The organism is Leptospira haakeii (assembly GCF_002812045.1).
GTDB lineage: Bacteria > Spirochaetota > Leptospiria > Leptospirales > Leptospiraceae > Leptospira_B > Leptospira_B haakeii.
Genome location: NZ_NPEG01000009.1, coordinates 1 through 22,052, shown reverse-complemented (window position 1 = coordinate 22,052; position 22,052 = coordinate 1). Strand labels below are relative to the sequence as shown.

Below are 22,052 nucleotides of genomic sequence, written 5' to 3'. Positions count from 1 at the left end.
AATATCCTACCTTAAACTTGCATTCGGCTTCTTGCCTGTAATTCCTTCCGCCACCATTTCCGAAAGAGCAGAAATAGTCATAGAAGGGTTAGCACCTACTGCGGTTGGCAATAAACTGCCATCCGCAACATACAAACCTTCGTAACCGAAAACCTTACCGAAAGTTTTAGGATCCGAAGAGCAAACTCCCACATTCGCAGAAGGTCCCAAAACGCAACCACCCAAAGGGTGAACAGTAACGTTATTTCGGACGGGCCAAGAATAAGTCGGCATCGGAAATCTGGTCTTTGCGTCGGTGAATTTCGCGAACCTTTTGTTCACGTCCATTATGGTATTATAAAGTGTTAGATTCTCTTTTTGAGGCCACTGTATCTGAAGATTCCCGTTCTTATCCAAATACATCTTCCCATCCGAAGTATCTATCCCCATACAAAGAAGAACTGCAGAAGTATAAGAAAGATCCCCTTTTAGAGCTTCGCTTAAAAGAAATCCTACTCTACCGAAAATTTTCCCACTAATGATACTTTTAAATAACTCTCCAATAAAGTGGAAAATATACTTCAATTTGAAGACGATAGGGATCGCACCCGAAACAAAATAGGAAGCGAATACCGGATAACTTGCATCTTCCAGTAAGAATGCTTTTTTAGAATCGAAGCCGGAGAATAAATTATAATCCGTATATTGAGTGATCACTGGACCATAATTTGGATCCGCAGGCTTCTTCCCTTTAGCGGTAAAAGAAAGAAAGTCGCCGTTACCTGAGAATTGTGTCCCCAGTTTATCCGAAATTTTAGCTAATGTCTTAAACTTAGTTTTACATTTAAGTAGAAGTTCCGTAGACCCCAAAGTCCCTGCAGAAACCACGATACGTTTTGTATCCGCAAAAGACTCAGAAGTTTTTCCATCTTGCAAATTCAGATAATGAACTCTATAACCGTGTTCGCCAGATTTGGAAGGATCTTCTTCTCCCTTGCTATTCAAAGGAATAATTTTAGTTGCAAGATGTTCGGTCTTTATCTCAGCCTTGTTGGAATTCCTAGCTACAAAAAGATAATTCAGATCCAGAGTATTCTTCGAATGGGTATTACATCCTACATCACATTCTGCGCAATACGTACAAGAAGTCTGGATCGCTCCAAAACGGTTTTTTTCCTGGACTCCAATAGGAGTCGGTTTCTTAAAATCGTTACCAAAGAATACGTTGATGTCCGCTCTTTTAGAAACCTTGGATTCATGTTTAGCGAAATTTTCGTATAATTCAGTACGAACTACTTGGCGTCTCTCTTCTTTAGTATCCGGAATGGGTCTTGAACCCAAGATATCTTTTACTATTTTATAATAAGGTTTTAAATGTTTCTTTTTAATAGTTTCTGGCCAGCGATGATCAAAAATATGGTCAGGTGGCTCCAAAAACACGTTTGCATAGATCAAAGAACCTCCACCTAAACCGGCGGAAAGCACCACATCCATCTTTGGATAATTACGAATATCGAATAATCCAGTTTGTCTACCTGCTCTTTTGAACTTGGAAGATCTAGGAATATGACCTTCCTCCGGAATATTCCAGAAGTTTTTGGACATTCCTTCTGGAGATCTTGGAAAAGAACCTTTAGGATATTCTTTCCCTCGTTCGAGTACTAAAACTTTACCTGGCCATTTTTTAGATAAACGACAGGCATTGATCGAACCGCCGAATCCGGTTCCGATGATTATAGCCTCGTAAGATTTCAAGTAGACCTCCTAACGTCGAAAAATCTACTTATTTGCCGCATTTACCTAAAAATAGCAATAATTAATTGATTTTATTAACGTTTTTTGAATGATTCACTTCCTAAATGCCTAAGAGTAAAATTAAATATATCGTTATCTCCGACATTCACCTAGGAGCATATAACAGTTTACTTACATACATCGAAGAGTTTCCGGATCCGGTAAAAGATTCAGATAGATTCAAAGTAAATCCTCAGAAAACTTCTCCTGCACTTGCTGAACTTCTAAACTGTTTAAAACATATCGTCCACTCGATAAATGGTTCTTCCAAGCCGCCTCAGTTCATCTTATTAGGCGACGTGCTTGAATTAGCATTAGGTGATATTAACGAAGCATCTATGACCTTCGAAAGATTTTTAGAGATCGCTTATAAGGAAACTAAACATCACTTTTCGGAAAGTATTCTTTATATCCCTGGAAACCATGATCACCATCTTTGGGAAACTGCTAGAGAAAAGCAGTACATGGAATATATAGCTAGCCTAAAGCCGAACCAGTATATCAATCAAACTTGGCATACCACAAAGATGGTAAACCCAGACTTCATACAATCCGATCTGCTTACCGGAATTTTAAGAAGGAATAAAAAGTTAAAGAGAGCAGAAGCAGTTATCGCTTATCCGAATTTAGAAATCCCTTCTAAAAATGGAAAACGATCTGTGTTTTTAACTCACGGACATTTTTTGGAAAACATCTATTCTTTGATGAGCACCGTCCAAAGAGTTCTGTTGCCCGAAATAGATGAGGACAAGGATAAACCGAAACCTACTCAATCTATTTGGACGAAGATGGGGAATTATATCCCTTTCCGAAAACAAAAAGAAGTTCCGAATCCTACATCCATCTACGTGTTAGAAAGAGAGAACTTTGCATGGATCGACTTCTTTTGGTCTACACTCGGGAGATCCGGAAAAGTAGGTACAGGTATAGGACTCATTTATGATATGCTGCAAGATGAAAAAGCAGTGAGTAGACTCGCGAAGAATGTAGCGGATTATGCGGTCCGAAATCTAAAAGTTGCCCTCTTTCTCAAAACGATCTTTGCATGGGTCCTTAAGTCGATTCTTACTAAAGTCGTAGTCAAAGTGGGACAGGCAGAAAGAGGAATGTCCGATTCAGTGCTAAGCGATGAAGTCGTCCACAATATGGATTCTTATTTGGGAGAGACTCTTCCGGCGCAATGGAAAGCGGAGACACAAAAAACCAAAAGAGAATTCCCGAACGATTACACATTCATTTTTGGTCATACGCATAAACCTTTTGCAGTCGAAACCCAAGACTTAGGTTTAAAAATTTCCGGGAAAGAAGTATTTAATACTGGTGGCTGGGTAGTCGATACGATCCAACCGATGTCCTCTCACGGAGGAGCAGTATTGTTCATAGACGAAGATGCAAACGTGGCTTCCTTTAAGGTTTATACCGAAGGAGAAATAAAACCAAATTTCTTAGTTCCAGATGGAAAGACCAACCCGATGTATGAAACATTAGTGCAGAACATAGATCTTGAAAACAAAAAGTTCGGAGCCTTATCCAAATCGTTAGAAGAGGAAATACGCCTCAGAAGAAGATTGTTAAAAGTCAGGATCAAAGAATAAATTAAGATTTCTGCAAGTAGGTGGAGGGAACAACGGAGATTGTCTCTTTTTTCTCCCCACCTACACTATTCTCGAAAACTTCCGAATAATCCTTAAAATTTGTCCCCATTACCTTATCCCAAAAATTAAAATAGAGACTATAATTCCCATGAAACTTCTGATGATGAAGATTATGATGGGTAGAAGTGTTAATCCATTTTAATACCGGATGAGTAGTCCAACCTTTCGGAAAGAACTCATACCCCAAATGCCACCAAATATTCATGATCATTGCATAAAAAGTATGGATTAAAAATACATAAAAATGAAGAGGGAGGATACATAGAGCAGGAACAACATACACACCTTCCAGAAAAGCTTCGACCCAATGAAAATTATATGCCGCCATGGGAGAAGGATTTACGGACCTATGATGTACGGAATGAATAAAAGGATAAATTTTTCGATGATGCATGATCCTATGAGCCCAATAAAACCAAGTCTCATGCCATATTGTAAGTAGCACAAAACTGAATATCGCATACCCTAATCCATATTCAGCAAAATCCTTATATGTTTTTATATGAAGTATCTTCAACTTCCCGAGAACATAAACAGAAACTGCAATCGCACAAAACATTATAAGAGTAATAGCGGATTGTTTTAATTCGAAGATGATCCTTTCCCTTTTAGGAAAATCTTTTTGGATCCTAAACTTTTGAAATAAGTCTTTTTTCCAAACCCAGAAAACCAGAAATGCTATTCCTGCGATTGGATAATAACGCAAAAAATTCATTTTTAATTGGTATAGAGCAAAACCGGATACACAGTATTCCCAACTTAATTCACAAACGAATCTCATTCCGACCTTCCTTGATTAGAATAACCGATTTTAAAGATTTAGTCTTTCAAAAAATAGGTCGACGGATCCGAACAAAAAGGCTCCACTAATCGATCCTATGGCATTCAAAAGAAGTATATTCGCAAGTGCGTCCGAAGACAGACTGGAAAACCTAGTTTTAGAAAGATTAAAACCGGGAGCAGATAAGGAAAAAATAGACGCCCGCATCTGGGACCTATTCGGAGAAGTTTGGTGTATTATGTTTACCGACCTTTCCGGATTTTCGCGAGGTGTTGAAAAGTTCGGGATTATCCATTTTTTACAAACCATCCATGAATCCGAAAGAGTTTTAGTGCCAATCATAGAGGACCATGACGGGATCCTTCTCAAATCGGAGGGGGATAGTTTTTTAGTGATCTTTAGAAATGTTGGGAAAGGACTTCAAGCGGCGATCAGAATGCAAAAAGAATTATTAGAATATAATAAGGACAAAATCCCGGAAGAAAAGATACTTCTTTGTGTTGGATTAGGCTACGGAAAAGTTTTGAAAATAGGAGACTCCGATGTTTTCGGCTCAGAAGTGAACACAGCAAGTAAACTAGGGGAAGATACTGCAGAAGCAGGAGATATTTTGATCACTCAAACCGTTTTCGATAATGCACAAGAAACTGGTTTAAAGTTCGAAACAATCAAAGACGTTCCCGCAGGAACAAATGGAGCGTATAGGGTTTTGTATTGAAGATATGATATCTATTCTTGCATTCTTTCGTTCCGTAAAATCCATATGGGTATCAATAACCCTTTTTCTTTTATCAATTCTCATACCTTTTGTCTTTTTAAGCCAAGGGGATTCGGTTTGCACAATATCTCCTTCGGGACTCGTTCAAACCGGCGATATGTATACCATAAAGGATCGCTTTTTTTCAGGATGTTTTGTCAAAGGTATTGATAAAAATTTCAAATTTTCCTTAGGGAATTCTTCAGAGAAAAAATTCAATTTATCAATTTTTAATAATGGGTCCAAAATCGGAGAATGGACTGTCGCAAACGGATATACTAACATAGAGATCCCGACTAAAAACAGTACGGCCAATCTAAAATTTATTTTAAAAGAACCGATTACGCCAGAAATCAACCTGTATTTATTTCAGGGTAAAACTACCGAATACAAAATATATTATAAGGCGATGATCCTTTCATTGATCATCTCTCTTTCGATATTGATCCAAAATTATGACAAAGTTAGACAAAAATCCATCTTACTCTTTGTTTCTTTTTTTCTTATATGCTATCCTTTGTTCTATATCTCTTTTGCAAATTCATCGGTCCCATTTATCGGAGATGAACCTCATTATATGATTCTAAGTGAATCATTAATCGAGGATTTTGATTTAGAAATAAATAATCAATCAAGAATAGATAAACCATCTTTATTATTCCGGGACTTCAGGGACCATGGCGTTTCAAAGAATGGAATAGAATATTCAATACACTATCCTTTTTTAGCCCTGTTTATCTCTCCTGCATTTGCAAATCAGCAAGGAGCTATCAAACCTGTCCCTGTATTGACCGCTAAAGTATTAATCACCATCGCTTTTTCCGCCTTTTTAGCCTTAATGTTAACGGTTGTTCTGTTCGAGATCAGATCCAAATTTGAATCATTCATTATAGTCTCTGCAATATTCGGAATGCCTTATATAGCCTATTCCAGTCAAATATTTCCCGAAGTATTAATCTCTATTCTACTTTTCGTTTCTTTCTACTCTCTTTATGAAAATAAATTTAGCCGATTCAAAAGTTATATTCCGGCGATTTTGATCATCTTTCCGTTTTTACATATCAAGTTCTTAGGAGTTTCCGTTATCTTAATATTATATTGGGCTTACATCTTCCGCAATGAAAGAACCAAATTGATGCTCGGAACAATCGTGTATGGCTTAGGTATAATTGGATTTATTTTTTATAACCAATATGTATTCGGATCAATCTCTCCTTATCAATCCAAAGATTTACTTGTGAGAGATTTAATCGGTCGTTATGCAGGATATCTTTTTGATACGGATCGCGGCTTATTTGCCTTAAATCCCCTTCTTCTTTTTTCGTTGATAGAGATTGCTCGCTTATTCAGAAAAAATCTTGTTCGATCGATTTTTCCCTTAGCATTGATCTTTGCAGGGCATCTCCCAAATTTATTTCACACTATTTTTTGGTTAGGCTCCTGCCCCGTCGGACGATATTGGATAGCAGTATATCCTTTAATCGCATATTATTCTTTTTTAGGAATTCGGCAAACCTTCGACTATATAAGGGAAAGAAGATCAAACGAATGGGTAAAGTACGGCTTGAATTTTCTAATCGGGTTCCTTGCTTGTTTATCCCTGCTTCAAACATGGACTTTCATAAATATACCGGATAATTATTATACCCATTTCGATCATAGATTTATCATGTGTGAATTTTTTCTTAGCAAAACAGGTATAGATCTTAAATTTCTTTATTACTCCTTTTTTGTAAATGGGACCGAAATAAGATTAATACTATGGTATTCACTACTTTTGGTTTTTGTAATGATCGGAGTCCATATTGAAAAATTCTACAGATCTAATCGAGAAACTAGTTTCTAAAAATAAAAAAGGGACTCTTTAGGAGTCCCTTCGTTAAAGATGCTCGCGGTCTCATGCAACCGCGAACGATAGTAAAAAGATTCTTACCAGCGATAGTGGCTGAATGCTTTGTTAGCATCTGCCATTTTGCGGATATCTTCTTTCTTCTTGATTGCTGCTCCGGTACCTTTCTGAGCTTCGATAAATTCAGCAGCAAGCTTATTAGCCATACCTTTTTCGTTTCTGTCCCTAGAATAACGGATCAACCATCTGATTCCAAGAGCTAAACGTCTTTCCGGGCGAACTTCGATCGGAACTTGGTAAGTCACACCACCCACTCGGCGAGATTTTACTTCCACTTGTGGTTTAACGTTTTCTAATGCTTCTTTAAAAGTAACGTAAGGATCATTTCCGGTTTTCTTTTGAATTAAATCAAGAGCGTCGTAAAATAAACCTTCAGCTACTGATTTTTTTCCATCCAGCATTAGGCAATTGATGAATTTCGCGATGTTTGCATCTCCATAAACCGAGTCCGGTTGGATCTTGCGTGGTTCGACTTTTCCTCTTCTTCTAGACATTCCTAACTCCCTTACGCCTTAGGTTTTTTCGTTCCATACTTAGAACGACTCTTACGACGTTTATCGATACCGAGAGTATCCAAGGTACCACGGATAATATGATAACGAACCCCTGGAAGGTCTTTTACCCTTCCCCCGCGGATAAGAACAACGTTGTGCTCTTGCAGGTTATGTCCCTCACCGGGAATATAAGCGGTCACTTCAATACCGGTTGTTAAACGAACCCTTGCAACTTTTCTCAAAGCTGAGTTCGGTTTTTTCGGTGTGAAGGTAGTCACCTTCGTGCACACTCCCCGACGCTGCGGGCTACTTTTTAATGCAGGAGATTTAGATTTGTTAACCTGTTTCTTCCTGCCATGACGTATAAGTTGGCTAATTGTAGGCATGAGTTTCTTCTTTTTAGCAGGCCGGTGACCTATTTTACCAGTTCTACCGACCCTGCTCTATTGTAAAGCTTTCCTTTAATTCTCGTTGTCTTCCGGTATGGCCATCGGAATTTCTTCCTCTTCCACTTCCAGAGGACGATCTAGATCCCCGTAAGTTTCTTTGAACACCGCGACATCGCGATATTTTCTCATTCCGGTTCCTGCAGGGATCATGTGTCCGATAATAACGTTCTCTTTAAGTCCCGCTAAGTTATCAGTTTTTCCTTTGATTGCAGCGTCAGTTAACACCTTAGTTGTTTCCTGGAAGGAAGCAGCAGAGAAGAACGACTCAGTATTCAAAGATGCTTTCGTTAAACCTAATAAGATCGGAACACACTGAGCAGGAGATCCTCCTTCAGCTACCACTCTCTTGTTTTCTTCCAAGAAAGCGAAACGATCCACTTGTTGTTGGTTCACGAAAGATGTGTCTCCGGAATCGGTAATTAAAACCTTACGCATCATCTGGCGAACAACTACTTCGATGTGCTTATCGTTAATATGCACCCCTTGTAGTCTGTAAACCTCTTGAACCTCTTGCACAAGATATACTTGAAGTGCTGTTACACCTTTTACTCTCAAGATATCATGCGGATCCAAGTTTCCATCGTCCATTTGATCTCCGCGTTTTACGAAGTCTCCGTGACGAACACGTAATTGTTTTCCGATCGGAATGGTTACTTTTACTTTATCCAGCTCTTCGTTATCAGGAACGATATAGAGAACCCGTTTTTCTTTTACGATCTCTCCATTATCTTCTATCTTTCCGTCAGTTTCTGCAAGAGTGGTTGCGTCTTTAGGACGACGAGCCTCGAAAAGTTCGTCTACCCTTGGAAGACCACCGGTAATATCCCGGGTTTTTTCTGCAACGGTTGGGATCTTGAAGAGGATATCTCCCGCTTTCACTTTGTCTCCGTTTTGAACGGAGATGATCGCATCCACAGGAACCAGATACTCTTCTTTGCTTCCGCCAGAAGATACTACGATCCTTGGGATCAATTTTTCCCTACGTTGCTCGATTACTTTATAATTAACGTTAGACGTCTTAACGTCCTCGTCCCTACGAACGTTCTTACCGACTTCCAGATCCACCCATGCAGCGGTTCCTTCTACTTCGGAAACTCCAATCTCGTTGAACGGGTCGAATTCCCCTAATGCTTGGTTCGGCTCAGTGATCTGTCCTACTTTTACGTTCAAAGTGGTAGAAGTTTTTACAGGAACAACCGCTTCTTCTCCCAGAATTCTGAAGAGTCCGTCTGCGATTTTTACTGTTCCTGGAGCTTCGGAAGTTACGTTTTCTCCAGAAGCAAGAGTTGCAACCAACTCCCCTTTATCCACTTTCTGTCCGTTCTCAACTCTTAAGTTGGTTAAGTCGGAAGAATTGAACTGTTGGATCAATCTTTGAACTACGATGGATCCACGACGAGAGAAGATCAAACCTCTATCAGTAGTTTGTAATATTCTACCGTTAATCGAATTCACGATTGCGCGGTATCCTACTTTATGTTCTTTCTCTTGAACTTTTGCGGAAGCGGCACCACCGATGTGGAATGTTCTCATTGTAAGCTGAGTTCCAGGCTGACCGATAGATTGTGCTGCGATAGTTCCGACAGCCTCTCCGATCTCAGCAGGAGTCAGACGAGCCATGTCCATACCGTAACATTTAATACAGATTCCCCAACGAGCTTCGCAGGTTAAAGGAGAACGAACTTTGATCTTTTCGTAACCAAGGTTCTCCAGTTTCTGTCCTACTTCTCTTGTGATCAAAGATCCTTTAGGATAAACCACACTTTCAGTAACAGGGTCAACGATGTCTTCAGAAGTATAACGTCCGAATACACGGTCGCTTAGAGAAACGATAACGTTCTCTCCTTCTTTTACGGTTCCAAGAGTGATACATTCTTCGGTTCCGCAATCATCTTCTGCTACGATCACGTCTTGGGAAATATCAACCAAACGACGAGTCAGATAACCTGCGTCCGCAGTTTTCAAAGCGGTATCCGCAAGACCTTTACGAGCACCGTGAGTTGAGATGAAGAATTCGAGAACGCTTAATCCCTCGCGGAAGTTGGAACGAATCGCAAGCTCGATGATCTCTCCGGAAGGTTTCGCCATCAGACCACGCATACCAGCCAACTGGCGGATCTGTTGTTTAGATCCACGAGCACCGGATGCTGCCATGATGAAGACAGGGTTATATCCACCCTTATCTTTTTCCAATTCCTTGAACATTGAGTCAGTGATGAGGTCGTTGGTTTTAGTCCAGATCTCGATTACTTTTTTCTTACGTTCTTCGTTTGTGATAATACCTTTACGATATTCTCCGTCGGCTTTTTCGACTTCTTTGTTAGCGTCGCCAACAAGAGTAACCTTACCTGGAGACACTCTGATGTCTTCGATAGAGATAGTTGGGCTGAAGATAGTTGCATAACGATATCCTAATTTCTTAATATCGTCCAGCATCAGAACGGTTTGAGCCGGTCCGTATTTCTCATACACTTCTGCGATAATTCTGTTTGTCTCTTTATCGGAAAGCGCACGGTTTACGTACGGATATCCTTCAGGAAGAACCGTGTTGAAGATCAAACGGCCCGGAGTAGTCTCCAGAATTTTACCTTGGTGTAGAACCGAAATTTTAGTTCTATATTCTATTACTCCTCTATCGATCGCGTAAGTAACCTCGTCTAGGTTTGCGAAAGATTTAAGAGGAACTCCAGCCTCGGAAGGAACTTCCGAAGTAAGATAATAAATTCCGAGTACGATATCTTGAGTAGGTCCGCAGATCGGGTGACCGTTTGCAGGGTTCAAAATATTGTGAGGAGAAAGCATGAGCATCCATACTTCCAACTGAGCTTTTGGAGTCAGTGGAACGTGGATCGCCATCTGGTCACCGTCGAAGTCCGCGTTGAATGCGTGACATACTAACGGGTGAAGTTTAATCGCTTTTCCTTCTACAAGAACCGGAAGGAATGCTTGGATCCCTAAACGGTGAAGAGTAGGAGCACGGTTTAACATAACCGGGTGTTCTTTCACTACTGTTTCAAGAACGTCGAAAACTTCTTTCTCTTCTGCTTCTACTTTCTTCTTAGCAGATTTGATGTTAGGAGCTAGGTCCAGATCCACCAAACGTTTCATGATGAAAGGTTTGAATAACTCGAGAGCCATCTTCTTAGGAAGACCCATCTCGTGGTATTTCAGCTCAGGACCAACTACGATTACGGAACGACCGGAGTAATCCACACGTTTACCAAGTAAGTTCTGGCGGAAACGTCCCTGCTTTCCTTTCAGCATGTCTGAAATGGATTTAAGAGGTCTGTTACCTTTACCTTTTACTGTACGTTTGCGGCGGCTATTATCGAATAACGCGTCAACCGCTTCTTGGAGCATACGTTTTTCGTTACGAACGATGATCTCAGGAGCTTTTAACGCGAGAAGGCGTTTTAGACGGTTGTTTCTGTTGATAACACGACGATATAGATCGTTCAAGTCAGAAGTAGCAAATCGTCCACCTTCTAACTGAACCATTGGACGAAGTTCAGGTGGAATGACCGGAACCACATCAAGAACCATCCACTCAGGACGGTTTCCTGAATCACGGAAAGCTTCTAATACTTCCAAACGTTTCAGGATTCTTTTATCGGAGATCTTTTCTTTTTCTTGGATCTTTTGGCGAATGATACGAGCTTCTGCATCAACATCGATACGAGAAAGAAGTTCTTTGATCGCGTCCGCACCGATACCGGCAACAAACTTGTCGCCGTACTCGTCTAGGTATGCGTGATATTCTTCCTCGTCGATTAACTCGCCGCGATTTCTTCCGGTATCAGCCGGATCGATGATCACATATTTTTCGAAATAAAGAACGCTCTTTAACTGGTTGATAGTCATATCCAGCAGAAGTCCCATTCTGGAAGGAACGGAACGATAGTACCAGATATGAGAAACTGGAGCAGCAAGTTCTATATGACCCATACGCTCACGACGAACTTTAGAGTGAGTTACCTCAACGCCACATTTGTCGCAAACCACACCTTTATAACGGATGGACTTAAATTTTCCGCAGTAACATTCCCAGTCCTTAGTAGTTCCGAAAATTTTCTCACAGAAAAGACCATCTCTCTCCGGCTTTAAAGTACGGTAGTTGATTGTCTCAGGCTTTTTGACTTCTCCGTAAGACCATTCTTTGATCCTTTCCGGAGATGCTAATCTGATTGTTATTGATTCAAAATCGTTATTGGATCTCATGCTACCTTACCCTTAGGCGTTCTCGATCGTTTCGAACTTAATCTTCTTCTTGCTCTTGGAATATTCGTCTTCGTAGTCGGAGATATCAACGCTGTTACCTTCCGAGTCGGTGATGACGATATCCAATGCAAGTCCCCTGAGTTCCTGCACCAATACGTTGAAGGATTCCGGAATTCCAGGTTTAATGGAATGGATTCCCTTAACGATAGCTTCATAGATTCTTGCTCTTCCGAGCATATCGTCCGACTTAATGGTAAGAAGTTCCTGAAGAGTATGAGAAGCGCCATAAGCTTCGAGAGCCCAGACCTCCATCTCTCCCAAACGCTGACCACCGAACTGAGCCTTTCCTCCAAGTGGTTGTTGAGTAACCAAAGAGTAAGGTCCGGTAGAACGAGCGTGGATCTTGTCATCCACCAAGTGAGCGAGTTTCAACATGTAGATGTAACCACAGAATACCTCGTTCATAAAAGGTAATCCAGTACGTCCGTCGTATAATTTGAATTTAGAGCTGAGAGGAAGATTTGCTTCTTTGCAATACTTCTCTACATCCGCTTCAGTAGCTCCGTCGAAAACTGGAGTTTCGAAATTGATTCCCAATTTGCTTGCAGCAAGTCCAAGTTGAGTTTCGAAAATCTGTCCGAGGTTCATACGAGAAGGAACACCTAATGGGTTCAGAACGATATCCATTGGAGTACCGTCTTCCATATAAGGCATGTCTTCTTCTGCCATGATACGTGCAACGACACCCTTGTTACCGTGGCGTCCTGCCATTTTATCTCCGACCAGAAGTTTACGTTTACGAGCTACGAAAACTTTCACCATTTCTTCTACACCAGCAGGAAGTTCATCCCCCTTCTCGCGTGAGAAACGTTTGATATCGATTACAGTTCCTTCAAAACCGTTCGGCATACGAAGAGAAGAATCTCTTACTTCCTTCGCTTTTTCTCCGAAGATGGAGTGAAGAAGTTTGTATTCAGGAGTTAGATCAGTTTCTCCTTTAGGAGTCACCATTCCTACCAGGATATCTCCCGGTTTTACTTCTGCACCAACACGGATCACACCGGTTTCATCTAGATCACGGAAAGCTTTGTCCGAAAGATTCGGAATATCTCTTGTGATTTGTTCTTGTCCAAGTTTGGTTTCTCTTGCTTGGATCTCGAACTCTTCGATGTGGATAGAAGAGAAAATATCGTCTTTTACAACTTTTTCGGAGATTAGGATCGCATCCTCGAAGTTGTAACCTTCCCAAGGCATGAATGCCACAAGAACGTTACGTCCAAGTGCGAGTGTTCCATTGTCTACGGCAGGACCGTCGGCAAGAACAGTACCCTTTTGTAGAATGTTACCATTCTCATCCATTCTTTCGCCGGAAACGATTTGTCCTGCGATAGTAGTTCCTCTGCGAACTTCTTCGCCGTTGGAAACGATCGGTTGGTATTGTTTATTACCGGAGATCAGATTGTATTCGCGAACGTTTCCGTTATCTGCAGTTACTTCTATCTTCTCTTTTCCGACTTTAGTAACTTTACCGTCGATCTCTGAGTGAACTACCCCGACAACTGGAGTTTGGTTGAAACAAGTACCTTGGTTGGTCTTCTTGAATTTAGTAAGATCGTAAGTGTCGGACTCTTTTCCGCCCTTGCGCTCGATTACCACCTTCTCCGCATCTACGTATGTAACCACACCTTCATGTCTGGAGATGATACAAATACGAGAATCATAAGCTGCACGAGTTTCCATTCCAGTTCCAACGAAAGGAGCCTCTTGGCGAAGAAGAGGAACCGCCTGACGTTGCATGTTAGAACCCATGAGCGCACGGTTCGCGTCATCATGTTCTAAGAATGGGATCAGCGCAGTAGAAACGGATACAACTTGCATTGGAGCTAAATCCATGTATTGGATCTCGTTCGGGTTGCGGAACGGGTAATCCGATCTGTGACGAGTAGAGATCAGTTTATTTTTAAACTCTCCCTTCTCATCTACAGGAGAAGAAGATACCGCGATAGAATGATATTCTTCCTTATCCGCGGTTAAGTATTCTATGTTATTAGAAACTTTGCTGTTTTTTACTACTCTGTAAGGAGTTTCCAAGAATCCATAATCGTTCACTCTCGCGTATGAAGACATAGAGAGAATGAGTCCGATGTTTGGACCTTCAGGAGTTTCAATCGGACACATACGGCCATAGTGGCTATAGTGAACGTCACGCACTTCGAATCCTGCTCTATCTCTGGAAAGACCACCAGGTCCTAAAGCGTTCAAACGACGTTTGTGAGTAAGCTCTGCCAGAGGGTTTGTCTGATCCATAAACTGGGACAATTGGCTGGATCCGAAGAACTCGTTGATAACTGCAGTGATCGGTTTGATGGAGATCAGAAGTTGTGGTGTTTGAGTTCCAACTTCTTGAACAGTCATTCTTTCTTTGATCACTCTTTCTACACGAGTGAAACCAACTTTCAATTGGTTAGCGATCAACTCACCAACGGAACGAATACGACGGTTACCTAAGTGGTCGATATCGTCCGGATAGTAGTTCTCGGTTTCAGATATCAAGTTGAGAAGGTAACGTACAGTCTCGATGATATCTGCAGGACGAAGAACCCTTTCTATCGCACTTGTGAATTCTTTCGGGTTATTAAACTCGAATTTGCTATTGATCTTATAACGACCTACATCGCCCAAATCAAAAGATTTAGGAGAGAAGAATAGACGATTCAGTTCTGCTTCTGCGTTTTCAATCGTAGAAGGTTCGCCCTGTCTCATGATCCCATGGAATTTAAGAACTGCGTCTTCGTAATCGTTGACCCCGTCTTTTTCCAAACAGTTAACTAATACAGGATTATCCTTATCTTTAGGATATTCTACGAGTTCAACTTCCTTCACCTTCATCTCTTTTAAGATGGAGATATTATCCTCGTTGATCTTGGAACCGGCATCGAGCATTACCTCTCCGGTTTCCATGTTGATCACGTCTGCGATCACTCTACGTCCGATCAGACGTTTGAGTTCCTTCGTAGAAGCTCCGCCGATTTTTGCTTTGGAGGATTTATAAAATAAACGTAATATTTCTTCGTTTGTTCCATGTCCTAAGGACTTAACAAGAAGAGTTGCAGGGAATTTTTTCTTACGGTCAATTTTAGCGACCAAGATTCCCTTATTGTCCATTTCAAATTCCAACCAGGATCCGCGGTACGGAATTACTCTCGCTGAGTAAGTATCTCTTTCTTCATCATAAGAAAAGAAGATACCTGGGGAACGGTGGAGCTGAGAAACTACAACACGTTCAGCTCCATTGATGATAAAAGTTCCTTGCTCAGTCATCACTGGAAGATCGCCCATATAGACGACCTGCTCGCGGATCTCACCGGTTTCTTTGATAATGAGTCGAATGACTGCTTTTAACGGAAGAGCAAAAGTAGCATCTGTGTCCTTACATTCTTGCGGAGATTTTTTAGCGTCTCCTAAAACATAGTGACTGTATTCCATCACCATGTCGTTGTTCGGACTTTCAATAGGGAAGGTTTCTCTAAAAACCGCTTCTAATCCCTGATTTTTTCTTTTAGTGGGATCCTTAACTTCTGATTGAAGAAACCAATCGAAAGACTTCTTCTGAATCTGAATCAAGTTAGGAAGGTAATCCAAATTGGTGATTTTACCGAAGTTTACCCGTTTTCTTTCTACTTGACCGTACATTCGTGTGCTCCCTGGGATGATGGAAAATTATAACTGCGCGAAAAAATGCAATAAGGCAAGGAAGTACGCTGGCCTCCTTGCCTGAGTGAAAGGATTTTAATCAGATATCGAGGAGACAAAGCCTCGGCTCCCTGATTAGACAGCCTTAAGTTCGATTTGAGCTCCGACAGCTTCTAATTTCTTTTTAATGTCGTCAGCTTCTGCTTTTGCAACGCCGTCTTTAACAGACTTTCCGCCAGCTTCTACTAGATCTTTTGCTTCTTTCAAGCCAAGACCAGTGATCTCGCGAACAACCTTGATAACTTCGATTTTTTTATCGCCGAAACCTTTTAATACAACGTTGAAGGAAGCAGGCTCATCTGCTGCCGCTGCTCCGCCGCCTGCAGGTGCTGCTGCTGCAACTGCTACTGGAGCCGCTGCGGAAATTCCGAACTTCTCCTCCATTTTTTTAACTAGGTCGGCTGCTTCTACTAGGGTAAGTTTGCCGAGTTGTTCTAATAACGCTTCAGTGGTAGACATTTGGTGCTCCTTTGATTCCGTTTGGTCCTTTTAACTACTAAATTGGTTCTACTGATTATTCTTTTCTGCCGCTGCTTGGATAGCACGTGCAAGTCCTGCGATAATTTGGTTCAAGCCAGAAGCAATACTTCTTGCCGGACCATTGATACCGCCTGCGATCTGAGCAAGAAGTTGTTCTCTGCTCGGAAGACCCGCAATTGCTTCCACATCTTCTCCGTTCAGAACCGATCCATCTAAATATCCCGCTTTCAGAATAAGATTCTTATTCGTCTTAGCGAATTCTTTTAGAATTTTGGCTGCGCTTGGAAGATTTGCATCCGCAAAAATCGCCGCTAGAGGTCCTTTGTATTCGGATCCAAAGGCGATGTTCTTATCCTTATGCTTCTCGGATTCCTTAAGTGCGAGTAGAAAGAGATTGTTCTTGATCACTTTCATCTCGGATCCTTCTTTACGAAGTTTCGCGCGAAGATTTGTGATCTCTTCTACTGTGAGTCCGCTGTAGCTGGCTAGGATAAAGTCGCTACGTTTTTCTAATCTGCCTTTTAATTCGGCAACTGCTTCAATTTTTTCCTGGCTGGGCATTGTTCCTACTCCCGTCTACTACATCCTTAAATGGATGTGTTGACCAGTTCCTTAACGTCTACTTTCACGCCTGCACCCATAGTTGGGGAAACGGAGAAAGTTTTCAGATAATCACCCTTAGCATCCGAAGGTTTATCTCGGAGAAGAGTTTGAACTACTGTACGAATGTTTTCTACTAGTTTAGTATGATCAAAACTGACTTTACCAACACCTAGGTGAACGACTCCGCCTTTGTCCGGACGATATTCGATACGTCCTGATTTTAGTTCGCCAACTGCTTTCGCAACGTCGTTAGTAACTGTTCCAGCCTTAGGCTTAGGCATTAAACCTTTACGTCCTAAGATCGGTCCAAGTTTACCTACTTCCTTCATCATATCAGGAGTAGCAACGCAAGCGTCGAAGTCGGTCCAACCGCCAGCAACTTTCTCGATCAGGTCAATATCGCCCACGAATTCCGCACCTGCGTTTTTCGCGTCGTTTTGTTTGTCTCCTTTACAGAAAACAAGAACCCGAACCAGTTTACCGGTTCCGTGAGGAAGAGAAATAGTTCCCCTCACGTTTTGGAGAGATTTATAATTTACTTTCGTAGCGATTTCTATCGTTCCGTCGAACTTAGAGTAAGAAGAAGCCTGAGCTAATTCTACAGCCTTATCGATCGGATAAACTTTAGTTGCGTCGACTTTCTCTTTAGCCGCGCGATATTTTTTTCCGCGTTTCATGAATTAACCCTCTACCGTAACGCCCATAGAACGACAAGTTCCAGCGATAATTTGAACAGCTGCGTCCAGATCGTTCGCGTTTAAGTCTTCCATTTTGGTTTTAGCAATTTCTTCTAATTGCTTACGAGAAATCTTCCCTACCTTAGTGGTATGAGGAGTTGCGGAACCAGACTCTAATCCGATTGCTTTCTTAACAAGAAGAGCTGCCGGAGGAGACTTGGTAATGAATGTAAAACTCCTGTCGGAGAATACTGTGATTACAACAGGAAGTTTGTACCCGATCTGGGACTTACTTCTTTCGTTGAACTGCTTGCAGAACTCCATGATGTTCAATCCTGCCTGACCAAGAGCCGGTCCGACTGGAGGAGCAGGGTTGGCCTTACCGGCTTCAACCTGGAGCTTAATCTGCTTTACTACTTTTTTTGCTGCCATTGGCGAAACACCTTATTTGTTTCTCCCGGTTCTCCCACCGGTCAGGGTTCGGTTTTGACCTGTAGATAATCTAATTCCACAGGGGTAGAGCGTCCGAAAATCTCCACCTTCACTCTGAGTCTTCCTTTGTCCGGGAAGATCTCGTCTACGACTCCAGTAAAATTCGCGAAAGGGCCATCGATAATCTTCAGGCTATCTCCCACTTTAAACAACAATCTAGGAGTAACTGGCTCCTCAGATTGGAACTCTCCGGTTTCCGCGAAAAGATTTTTCACTTCGTCTACGGAAAGAGGCTCTGGTCCCCCATCTTTTGATCCCACAAAAGTGGAAACAGAAGGAAGACTTTGGATCATGAATCGAAGGTCTTCGTCCATATCCATTTCAACAAGAACATAGCCCGGCATAAGTTTCTTCTTAGTGACCTTCTTTTTGCCGTTCTTCATCTCGGCGACTTCCATGGTAGGAATGCGCACTTGAGAAATCTTCTCCTCCAGCTTGCGCTGTTGGATCAGCTTTTCCAGATTTTTCTGGACCTTATTCTCGTGACCGGAATAAGTCTGTAACGCATACCATTTCAAATCAGCCATCATAATCACATTTTACCCTAAGTTCTTACAGATTCCAGAATCCGGTAAGCAACTTCACAATCGCAGTATCCGAAAAGAATAGGAAGGCAGAGAAAAATAACACCGTGACTAGAACAACGATGGTGGACTGCATCACCTCTTGTCTATTCGGCCATTGAACTTTTTTAAGTTCTTCTCTACATTCTTGTACAAATGCGCCAAACTTCACTATATAAATCCTTCCTAAACTCAAAGAACCTGCGGAAAAAACTCCAGGTCTGGAGAGAATCGAACTCCCACCAAGGACTTTGGAGATCCTTGTTCTACCATTAAACTACAGACCTATTCGAACTTAGCCCTCTACCAGGCTTGAACTGGTGACCCCTTCCTTACCATGGAAGTGCTCTACCACTGAGCTAAGAGGGCATGTCTATCTACCCGCTCCCAGAAGAGGAGCTAGAAATACACAGTATTTTTACCCAGGGTCCCTGGTCAAGGTTTTAGCGGCTATTCCCTAGTTGCTGGCATTATTTATGCAAGGGAGAAGTTTTTTTCCGCCTGTATCCCGGAGCGTCACTCCACTTTAGCGTGATGTCTTCAGTCTTATGCGACATAAGTGAGCTATTCATTCGGGAGAAGATAATGTACTTTCTAAATTTTCCCTGCTAACTGCAATGCGGAACAACATTTCCGCTCATGAATCACTTTTCCGGCTCAGCTTTCTTGACATATGGCATATATTGCCATATATTACCTTATATGGTAGCTGTCAAAACCACCCTATATATCCCAGACGAACTGATCTCCAGCGCCCAAGACTACACCGGGATCCAAGAAAAGACACGTCTCGTGCAAGAGGGATTGCGCGCACTTATTCGGGAAAAATCCGCAGAAAGAATGGCTCTTTTAGGCGGAAGCGATCCGAAAGCAGAAGGTCCAATCCGCAAAAAAATCTCTAAATGAGTGTAGTGCTTGTAGATACTTCTGTTTGGATCAATCATCTGCGAAAATCGGATCCGAAACTTATGGAACTTCTCCGCTTAGGCTTGGTCAGACGTCATCCTATGGTAGAAGGAGAACTCAGTTTGGGAAATTTTAAGAATAAGAGTTCTTTTCTAACTGAATATGTGCAATTAAAAGAAGTTCCGATTGCAAACCATAAAGAGACAATGATCTTTTCAGAAAGAAATTCACTAGCCGGACTAGGAATCGGCTGGATAGACGCGCATTTGCTTGCAAGCTGTGTATTAGGAAGTGCAAAACTATATTCTGCAGACCTATCCTTAGTAAAGGCTGCGGAGAAGGTTGGCATCTCGGAAATTACACCATGAATGAGTTCGGAACCCAATCTTATACTTCCCTATTTTTAGTCTTTTCGATCGGACTAGCATTTTTATTTTCTTTGGGAGAAATATTTTCTTCTCCTAAAGGAGAAAAACAAAACTTACTCGCCTTCATTTTCCTATTAGTCGGGCTCTTTCTTATTCATGCATTTTTGATTACGTGCAAGATGATCGTACGTTTTCCCGGCTTGTATCTAACCCATCTTCCTATATCAGCGCTTATGGGTCCTTTTATAGAACGTTATCTTCTCCTTGCCATGGGAAACACTCCTGAATCAAAAAAAATTTTCTACCTGAAGATGCTTCCCGCTCTCGCGATATTTCTATGGATGTCTAATTTCTATTTTTTAGGAGGAATAGAAAAGATCGAATTACTCAAAGATCTACAGACAACCGGCCTTCCCTTATTCTTAAAAATCCCGGTATTAAGTACACTTGGACTCATGTTCGTATTCTTACTTTCTACATTCTTTCGTTTGTTTTCGGGCTTTAGATTCTCAGTTATATACAAGGACCCAAGAATGCTTACAATCTTAGGAGTAAGCGTTTGTATTTTAATCATTTTATTATACGGAGCAATATCGGTATCGATAGGGTCTATCAGAGGTTTAGAAGGAGTCGGCTCCTTAGTGGGGATTTTTTTATGTTCTTTGTACATTCTACGCCAAGGATACCCCGAATTCTTTTTAGAAGTGCAAAGAGTAGTAGAAGAAGAGAAAAAATACAGAGCGTCACAACTTAACGGATTAGATCTAGAGGATATCAAACAAAACTTAGAAAGCCTATTTCAAAAGGAGAAGGTTTTCTTAAAAGAAGATCTAACCCTGGGATTTTTAGCAGGCAAATTAGAGATCAGCACTCACCAACTTTCAGAATATCTGAACAACGAGATTGGAAAAAATTTCTTTCAATTATTGAATGAATACAGGGTACAAGAGGCCAAAAAGAAAATAGAATCAGATCCTCAGGAAGTTTTATTATCCATTGCATATTCTTCAGGATTCGGCTCCAAATCCGCTTTTAACGAGGTTTTCCGAAAGGAGACCGGATTTACACCTTCCGAATACAGAAATAAAATACGAAAAAATAAGTCCAAATAGTCCGTTTCGATCGGTCTGGACGTATATTTTATTCCGCTCCGATCGGGGAGGACGATTTCTTTTTAGATCCGCTGTAAACTGAATGCAGAGATCGGAGGAAAAATGGCAATCAACGCTTGTGATTTCGGTTGGGAATGTGTTCGGAATTTCGGATTATTCCAACTTTCAATGAACTTTATTAGATACTATCCTTTAGCAGGACTTGCATTCTTTATATTCTGGGTTTGGAAAAAAGGATACTTTGAGAAATATAGAATCCAGAAAAATTTCCCAAAATGGGAGAAGGTAGTATACGAGATCAAACAATCTGCAGTTACGATGGTAATGTTTAGCTTAGTTGCAGTCATTTCGTTCAGTCTTCAAAAATTAGGATATCTCCCGAGAGCTCTCTACTTCAATATCTCCGAACATAGTTGGGCTTATACAATCTTTAGTTTTATCTTGATCACAGTTTGGCATGAGACTTGGTTCTATTGGGCTCATAGGCTAATGCATCATAAAAAGGTTTATACTTTCGTCCATGCAATCCATCATAAATCCGTAAACCCTTCTCCTTTAGCAGCTTATAATTTCCACTGGGCAGAAGCCTTTTTAGAAGCGATTTACGTGGTGCCGTTTATCAGTTTGGTTCCGATCCATTTCGGAGTATTTATATTCCATACATTTTATGCGATGATAATGAATATCTGGTGGCATCTAGGATATGAATTTTTCCCAAAAGGTTGGGCAAGTCATCCGATCACAAAATGGATCAATACTTCTACTCATCATAACCTTCATCACCAAAAGTTTCATGGGAACTATAGCCTCTATTTCAATTTTTGGGACAGGATCATGGGAACAAATTTCCCGAATTACGAAACCTATTTTGATGAGGTAGCAGAGAAGAAGGAAGATTATACAAAAACTGATCTAACCTCTCAAATAGGATTTGCGAAGTAAATTTCCTCTATATAATTTTCATTAGCTCAAGTTGGAAACCGAATCTCCTCGGTTTCCTTTTTTTGTGTCTAAAACTTAGAATATAATTCCGCTTCCTCCATGACCACCTCCACCGTGGCC

19 protein-coding genes and 2 tRNA genes are annotated in these 22,052 nt (G+C 41.2%); 7 read left to right on the top strand and 14 right to left on the bottom strand.

Annotation, left to right across the window (positions count from 1 at the left end; genetic code table 11):
• Positions 1 to 6: 6 nt before the first annotated feature.
• Positions 7 to 1,734: a GMC oxidoreductase gene (locus CH377_RS13645; RefSeq protein ID WP_100724332.1), complete on the bottom strand. Its 1,728-nt coding sequence runs from the start codon at positions 1,732 to 1,734 to the stop codon at positions 7 to 9.
• Positions 1,735 to 1,838: 104 nt separating this feature from the next.
• Between CH377_RS13645 and CH377_RS13640 the strand changes: the two genes are divergently transcribed.
• Positions 1,839 to 3,368, top strand: coding sequence for a metallophosphoesterase (locus CH377_RS13640; protein ID WP_100724331.1), 1,530 nt, complete (start codon positions 1,839 to 1,841; stop codon positions 3,366 to 3,368).
• Position 3,369: 1 nt separating this feature from the next.
• Here CH377_RS13640 and CH377_RS13635 read toward each other — a convergent pair whose 3' ends face one another.
• A complete protein-coding gene (locus CH377_RS13635) occupies positions 3,370 to 4,209 on the bottom strand; it encodes a sterol desaturase family protein (RefSeq protein ID WP_100724330.1) in 840 nt (279 codons plus the stop codon).
• A gap of 97 nt (positions 4,210 to 4,306) precedes the next feature.
• Between CH377_RS13635 and CH377_RS13630 the strand changes: the two genes are divergently transcribed.
• On the top strand, positions 4,307 to 4,927 hold the full coding sequence (locus CH377_RS13630) for an adenylate/guanylate cyclase domain-containing protein (RefSeq protein ID WP_100724329.1): 621 nt from the start codon (positions 4,307 to 4,309) through the stop codon (positions 4,925 to 4,927).
• 157 nt (positions 4,928 to 5,084) lie between these two features.
• Entirely contained in the window at positions 5,085 to 6,812 is a 1,728-nt protein-coding gene (locus CH377_RS13625) for a hypothetical protein (RefSeq protein ID WP_125172177.1), read from the top strand.
• A gap of 83 nt (positions 6,813 to 6,895) precedes the next feature.
• Here the strand turns inward: CH377_RS13625 and rpsG are convergent, their stop codons facing one another.
• From rpsG to CH377_RS13565, 12 genes are all read right to left on the bottom strand, one after another.
• Positions 6,896 to 7,369 carry a 30S ribosomal protein S7 gene (gene rpsG / locus CH377_RS13620; protein WP_100724327.1) on the bottom strand — a complete coding sequence of 158 codons (474 nt, stop codon included), beginning with the start codon at positions 7,367 to 7,369 and terminating at the stop codon, positions 6,896 to 6,898.
• 11 nt (positions 7,370 to 7,380) lie between these two features.
• Positions 7,381 to 7,755, bottom strand: coding sequence for a 30S ribosomal protein S12 (gene rpsL, locus CH377_RS13615; protein WP_008596375.1), 375 nt, complete (start codon positions 7,753 to 7,755; stop codon positions 7,381 to 7,383).
• Between the two features lie 75 nt (positions 7,756 to 7,830).
• Entirely contained in the window at positions 7,831 to 12,036 is a 4,206-nt protein-coding gene (rpoC, locus tag CH377_RS13610; RefSeq protein ID WP_100724326.1) for a DNA-directed RNA polymerase subunit beta', read from the bottom strand.
• Positions 12,037 to 12,048: 12 nt separating this feature from the next.
• Positions 12,049 to 15,729: a DNA-directed RNA polymerase subunit beta gene (gene rpoB, locus CH377_RS13605; RefSeq protein WP_100724325.1), complete on the bottom strand. Its 3,681-nt coding sequence runs from the start codon at positions 15,727 to 15,729 to the stop codon at positions 12,049 to 12,051.
• Positions 15,730 to 15,864: 135 nt separating this feature from the next.
• On the bottom strand, positions 15,865 to 16,248 hold the full coding sequence (gene rplL, locus CH377_RS13600; protein WP_086448169.1) for a 50S ribosomal protein L7/L12: 384 nt from the start codon (positions 16,246 to 16,248) through the stop codon (positions 15,865 to 15,867).
• Positions 16,249 to 16,296: 48 nt separating this feature from the next.
• Complete coding sequence (rplJ, locus tag CH377_RS13595) at positions 16,297 to 16,830, bottom strand: 50S ribosomal protein L10 (RefSeq protein ID WP_100724324.1); 534 nt, start codon at positions 16,828 to 16,830, stop codon at positions 16,297 to 16,299.
• A gap of 26 nt (positions 16,831 to 16,856) precedes the next feature.
• Positions 16,857 to 17,549, bottom strand: coding sequence for a 50S ribosomal protein L1 (gene rplA / locus CH377_RS13590; RefSeq protein WP_100724323.1), 693 nt, complete (start codon positions 17,547 to 17,549; stop codon positions 16,857 to 16,859).
• A gap of 3 nt (positions 17,550 to 17,552) precedes the next feature.
• Complete coding sequence (rplK, locus tag CH377_RS13585) at positions 17,553 to 17,981, bottom strand: 50S ribosomal protein L11 (RefSeq protein WP_100709196.1); 429 nt, start codon at positions 17,979 to 17,981, stop codon at positions 17,553 to 17,555.
• A gap of 41 nt (positions 17,982 to 18,022) precedes the next feature.
• Complete coding sequence (gene nusG / locus CH377_RS13580) at positions 18,023 to 18,568, bottom strand: transcription termination/antitermination protein NusG (RefSeq protein WP_020770487.1); 546 nt, start codon at positions 18,566 to 18,568, stop codon at positions 18,023 to 18,025.
• Positions 18,569 to 18,593: 25 nt separating this feature from the next.
• Complete coding sequence (secE, locus tag CH377_RS13575; protein ID WP_086448612.1) at positions 18,594 to 18,776, bottom strand: preprotein translocase subunit SecE; 183 nt, start codon at positions 18,774 to 18,776, stop codon at positions 18,594 to 18,596.
• 44 nt (positions 18,777 to 18,820) lie between these two features.
• Positions 18,821 to 18,891, bottom strand: a tRNA-Trp gene (locus tag CH377_RS13570).
• A gap of 10 nt (positions 18,892 to 18,901) precedes the next feature.
• Positions 18,902 to 18,973: transfer RNA gene (locus CH377_RS13565), tRNA-Thr, on the bottom strand.
• Positions 18,974 to 19,243: 270 nt separating this feature from the next.
• Here CH377_RS13565 and CH377_RS13560 point away from each other — a divergent pair.
• The 4 genes from CH377_RS13560 (at position 19,244) to CH377_RS13545 (ending at position 21,932) form a co-directional block, all read left to right on the top strand.
• Complete coding sequence (locus tag CH377_RS13560; RefSeq protein ID WP_207797684.1) at positions 19,244 to 19,510, top strand: type II toxin-antitoxin system VapB family antitoxin; 267 nt, start codon at positions 19,244 to 19,246, stop codon at positions 19,508 to 19,510.
• Complete coding sequence (locus CH377_RS13555) at positions 19,507 to 19,878, top strand: type II toxin-antitoxin system VapC family toxin (RefSeq protein WP_100724322.1); 372 nt, start codon at positions 19,507 to 19,509, stop codon at positions 19,876 to 19,878. Before CH377_RS13560 ends, CH377_RS13555 begins: the two co-directional genes overlap by 4 nt.
• Complete coding sequence (locus CH377_RS13550) at positions 19,875 to 20,990, top strand: helix-turn-helix domain-containing protein (protein ID WP_100724321.1); 1,116 nt, start codon at positions 19,875 to 19,877, stop codon at positions 20,988 to 20,990. The genes CH377_RS13555 and CH377_RS13550 overlap by 4 nt, the downstream gene beginning before the upstream one ends.
• Before the next feature lie 102 nt (positions 20,991 to 21,092).
• A complete protein-coding gene (locus tag CH377_RS13545; protein WP_100724320.1) occupies positions 21,093 to 21,932 on the top strand; it encodes a sterol desaturase family protein in 840 nt (279 codons plus the stop codon).
• Positions 21,933 to 22,052: the final 120 nt, after the last annotated feature.

Coding starts and splice junctions, on each gene's coding strand:
- CH377_RS13640 (WP_100724331.1), top strand. CDS start 1,839: ATGCCTAAGAGTAAAATTAAATATATCGTTATCTCCGACATTCACCTA.
- CH377_RS13635 (WP_100724330.1), bottom strand. CDS start 4,209: ATGAGATTCGTTTGTGAATTAAGTTGGGAATACTGTGTATCCGGTTTT.
- CH377_RS13630 (WP_100724329.1), top strand. CDS start 4,307: ATGGCATTCAAAAGAAGTATATTCGCAAGTGCGTCCGAAGACAGACTG.
- CH377_RS13625 (WP_125172177.1), top strand. CDS start 5,085: ATGTATACCATAAAGGATCGCTTTTTTTCAGGATGTTTTGTCAAAGGT.
- rpsG (WP_100724327.1), bottom strand. CDS start 7,369: ATGTCTAGAAGAAGAGGAAAAGTCGAACCACGCAAGATCCAACCGGAC.
- rpsL (WP_008596375.1), bottom strand. CDS start 7,755: ATGCCTACAATTAGCCAACTTATACGTCATGGCAGGAAGAAACAGGTT.
- rpoC (WP_100724326.1), bottom strand. CDS start 12,036: ATGAGATCCAATAACGATTTTGAATCAATAACAATCAGATTAGCATCT.
- rpoB (WP_100724325.1), bottom strand. CDS start 15,729: ATGTACGGTCAAGTAGAAAGAAAACGGGTAAACTTCGGTAAAATCACC.
- rplL (WP_086448169.1), bottom strand. CDS start 16,248: ATGTCTACCACTGAAGCGTTATTAGAACAACTCGGCAAACTTACCCTA.
- rplJ (WP_100724324.1), bottom strand. CDS start 16,830: ATGCCCAGCCAGGAAAAAATTGAAGCAGTTGCCGAATTAAAAGGCAGA.
- rplA (WP_100724323.1), bottom strand. CDS start 17,549: ATGAAACGCGGAAAAAAATATCGCGCGGCTAAAGAGAAAGTCGACGCA.
- rplK (WP_100709196.1), bottom strand. CDS start 17,981: ATGGCAGCAAAAAAAGTAGTAAAGCAGATTAAGCTCCAGGTTGAAGCC.
- nusG (WP_020770487.1), bottom strand. CDS start 18,568: ATGGCTGATTTGAAATGGTATGCGTTACAGACTTATTCCGGTCACGAG.
- CH377_RS13560 (WP_207797684.1), top strand. CDS start 19,244: ATGAATCACTTTTCCGGCTCAGCTTTCTTGACATATGGCATATATTGC.
- CH377_RS13555 (WP_100724322.1), top strand. CDS start 19,507: ATGAGTGTAGTGCTTGTAGATACTTCTGTTTGGATCAATCATCTGCGA.
- CH377_RS13550 (WP_100724321.1), top strand. CDS start 19,875: ATGAATGAGTTCGGAACCCAATCTTATACTTCCCTATTTTTAGTCTTT.
- CH377_RS13545 (WP_100724320.1), top strand. CDS start 21,093: ATGGCAATCAACGCTTGTGATTTCGGTTGGGAATGTGTTCGGAATTTC.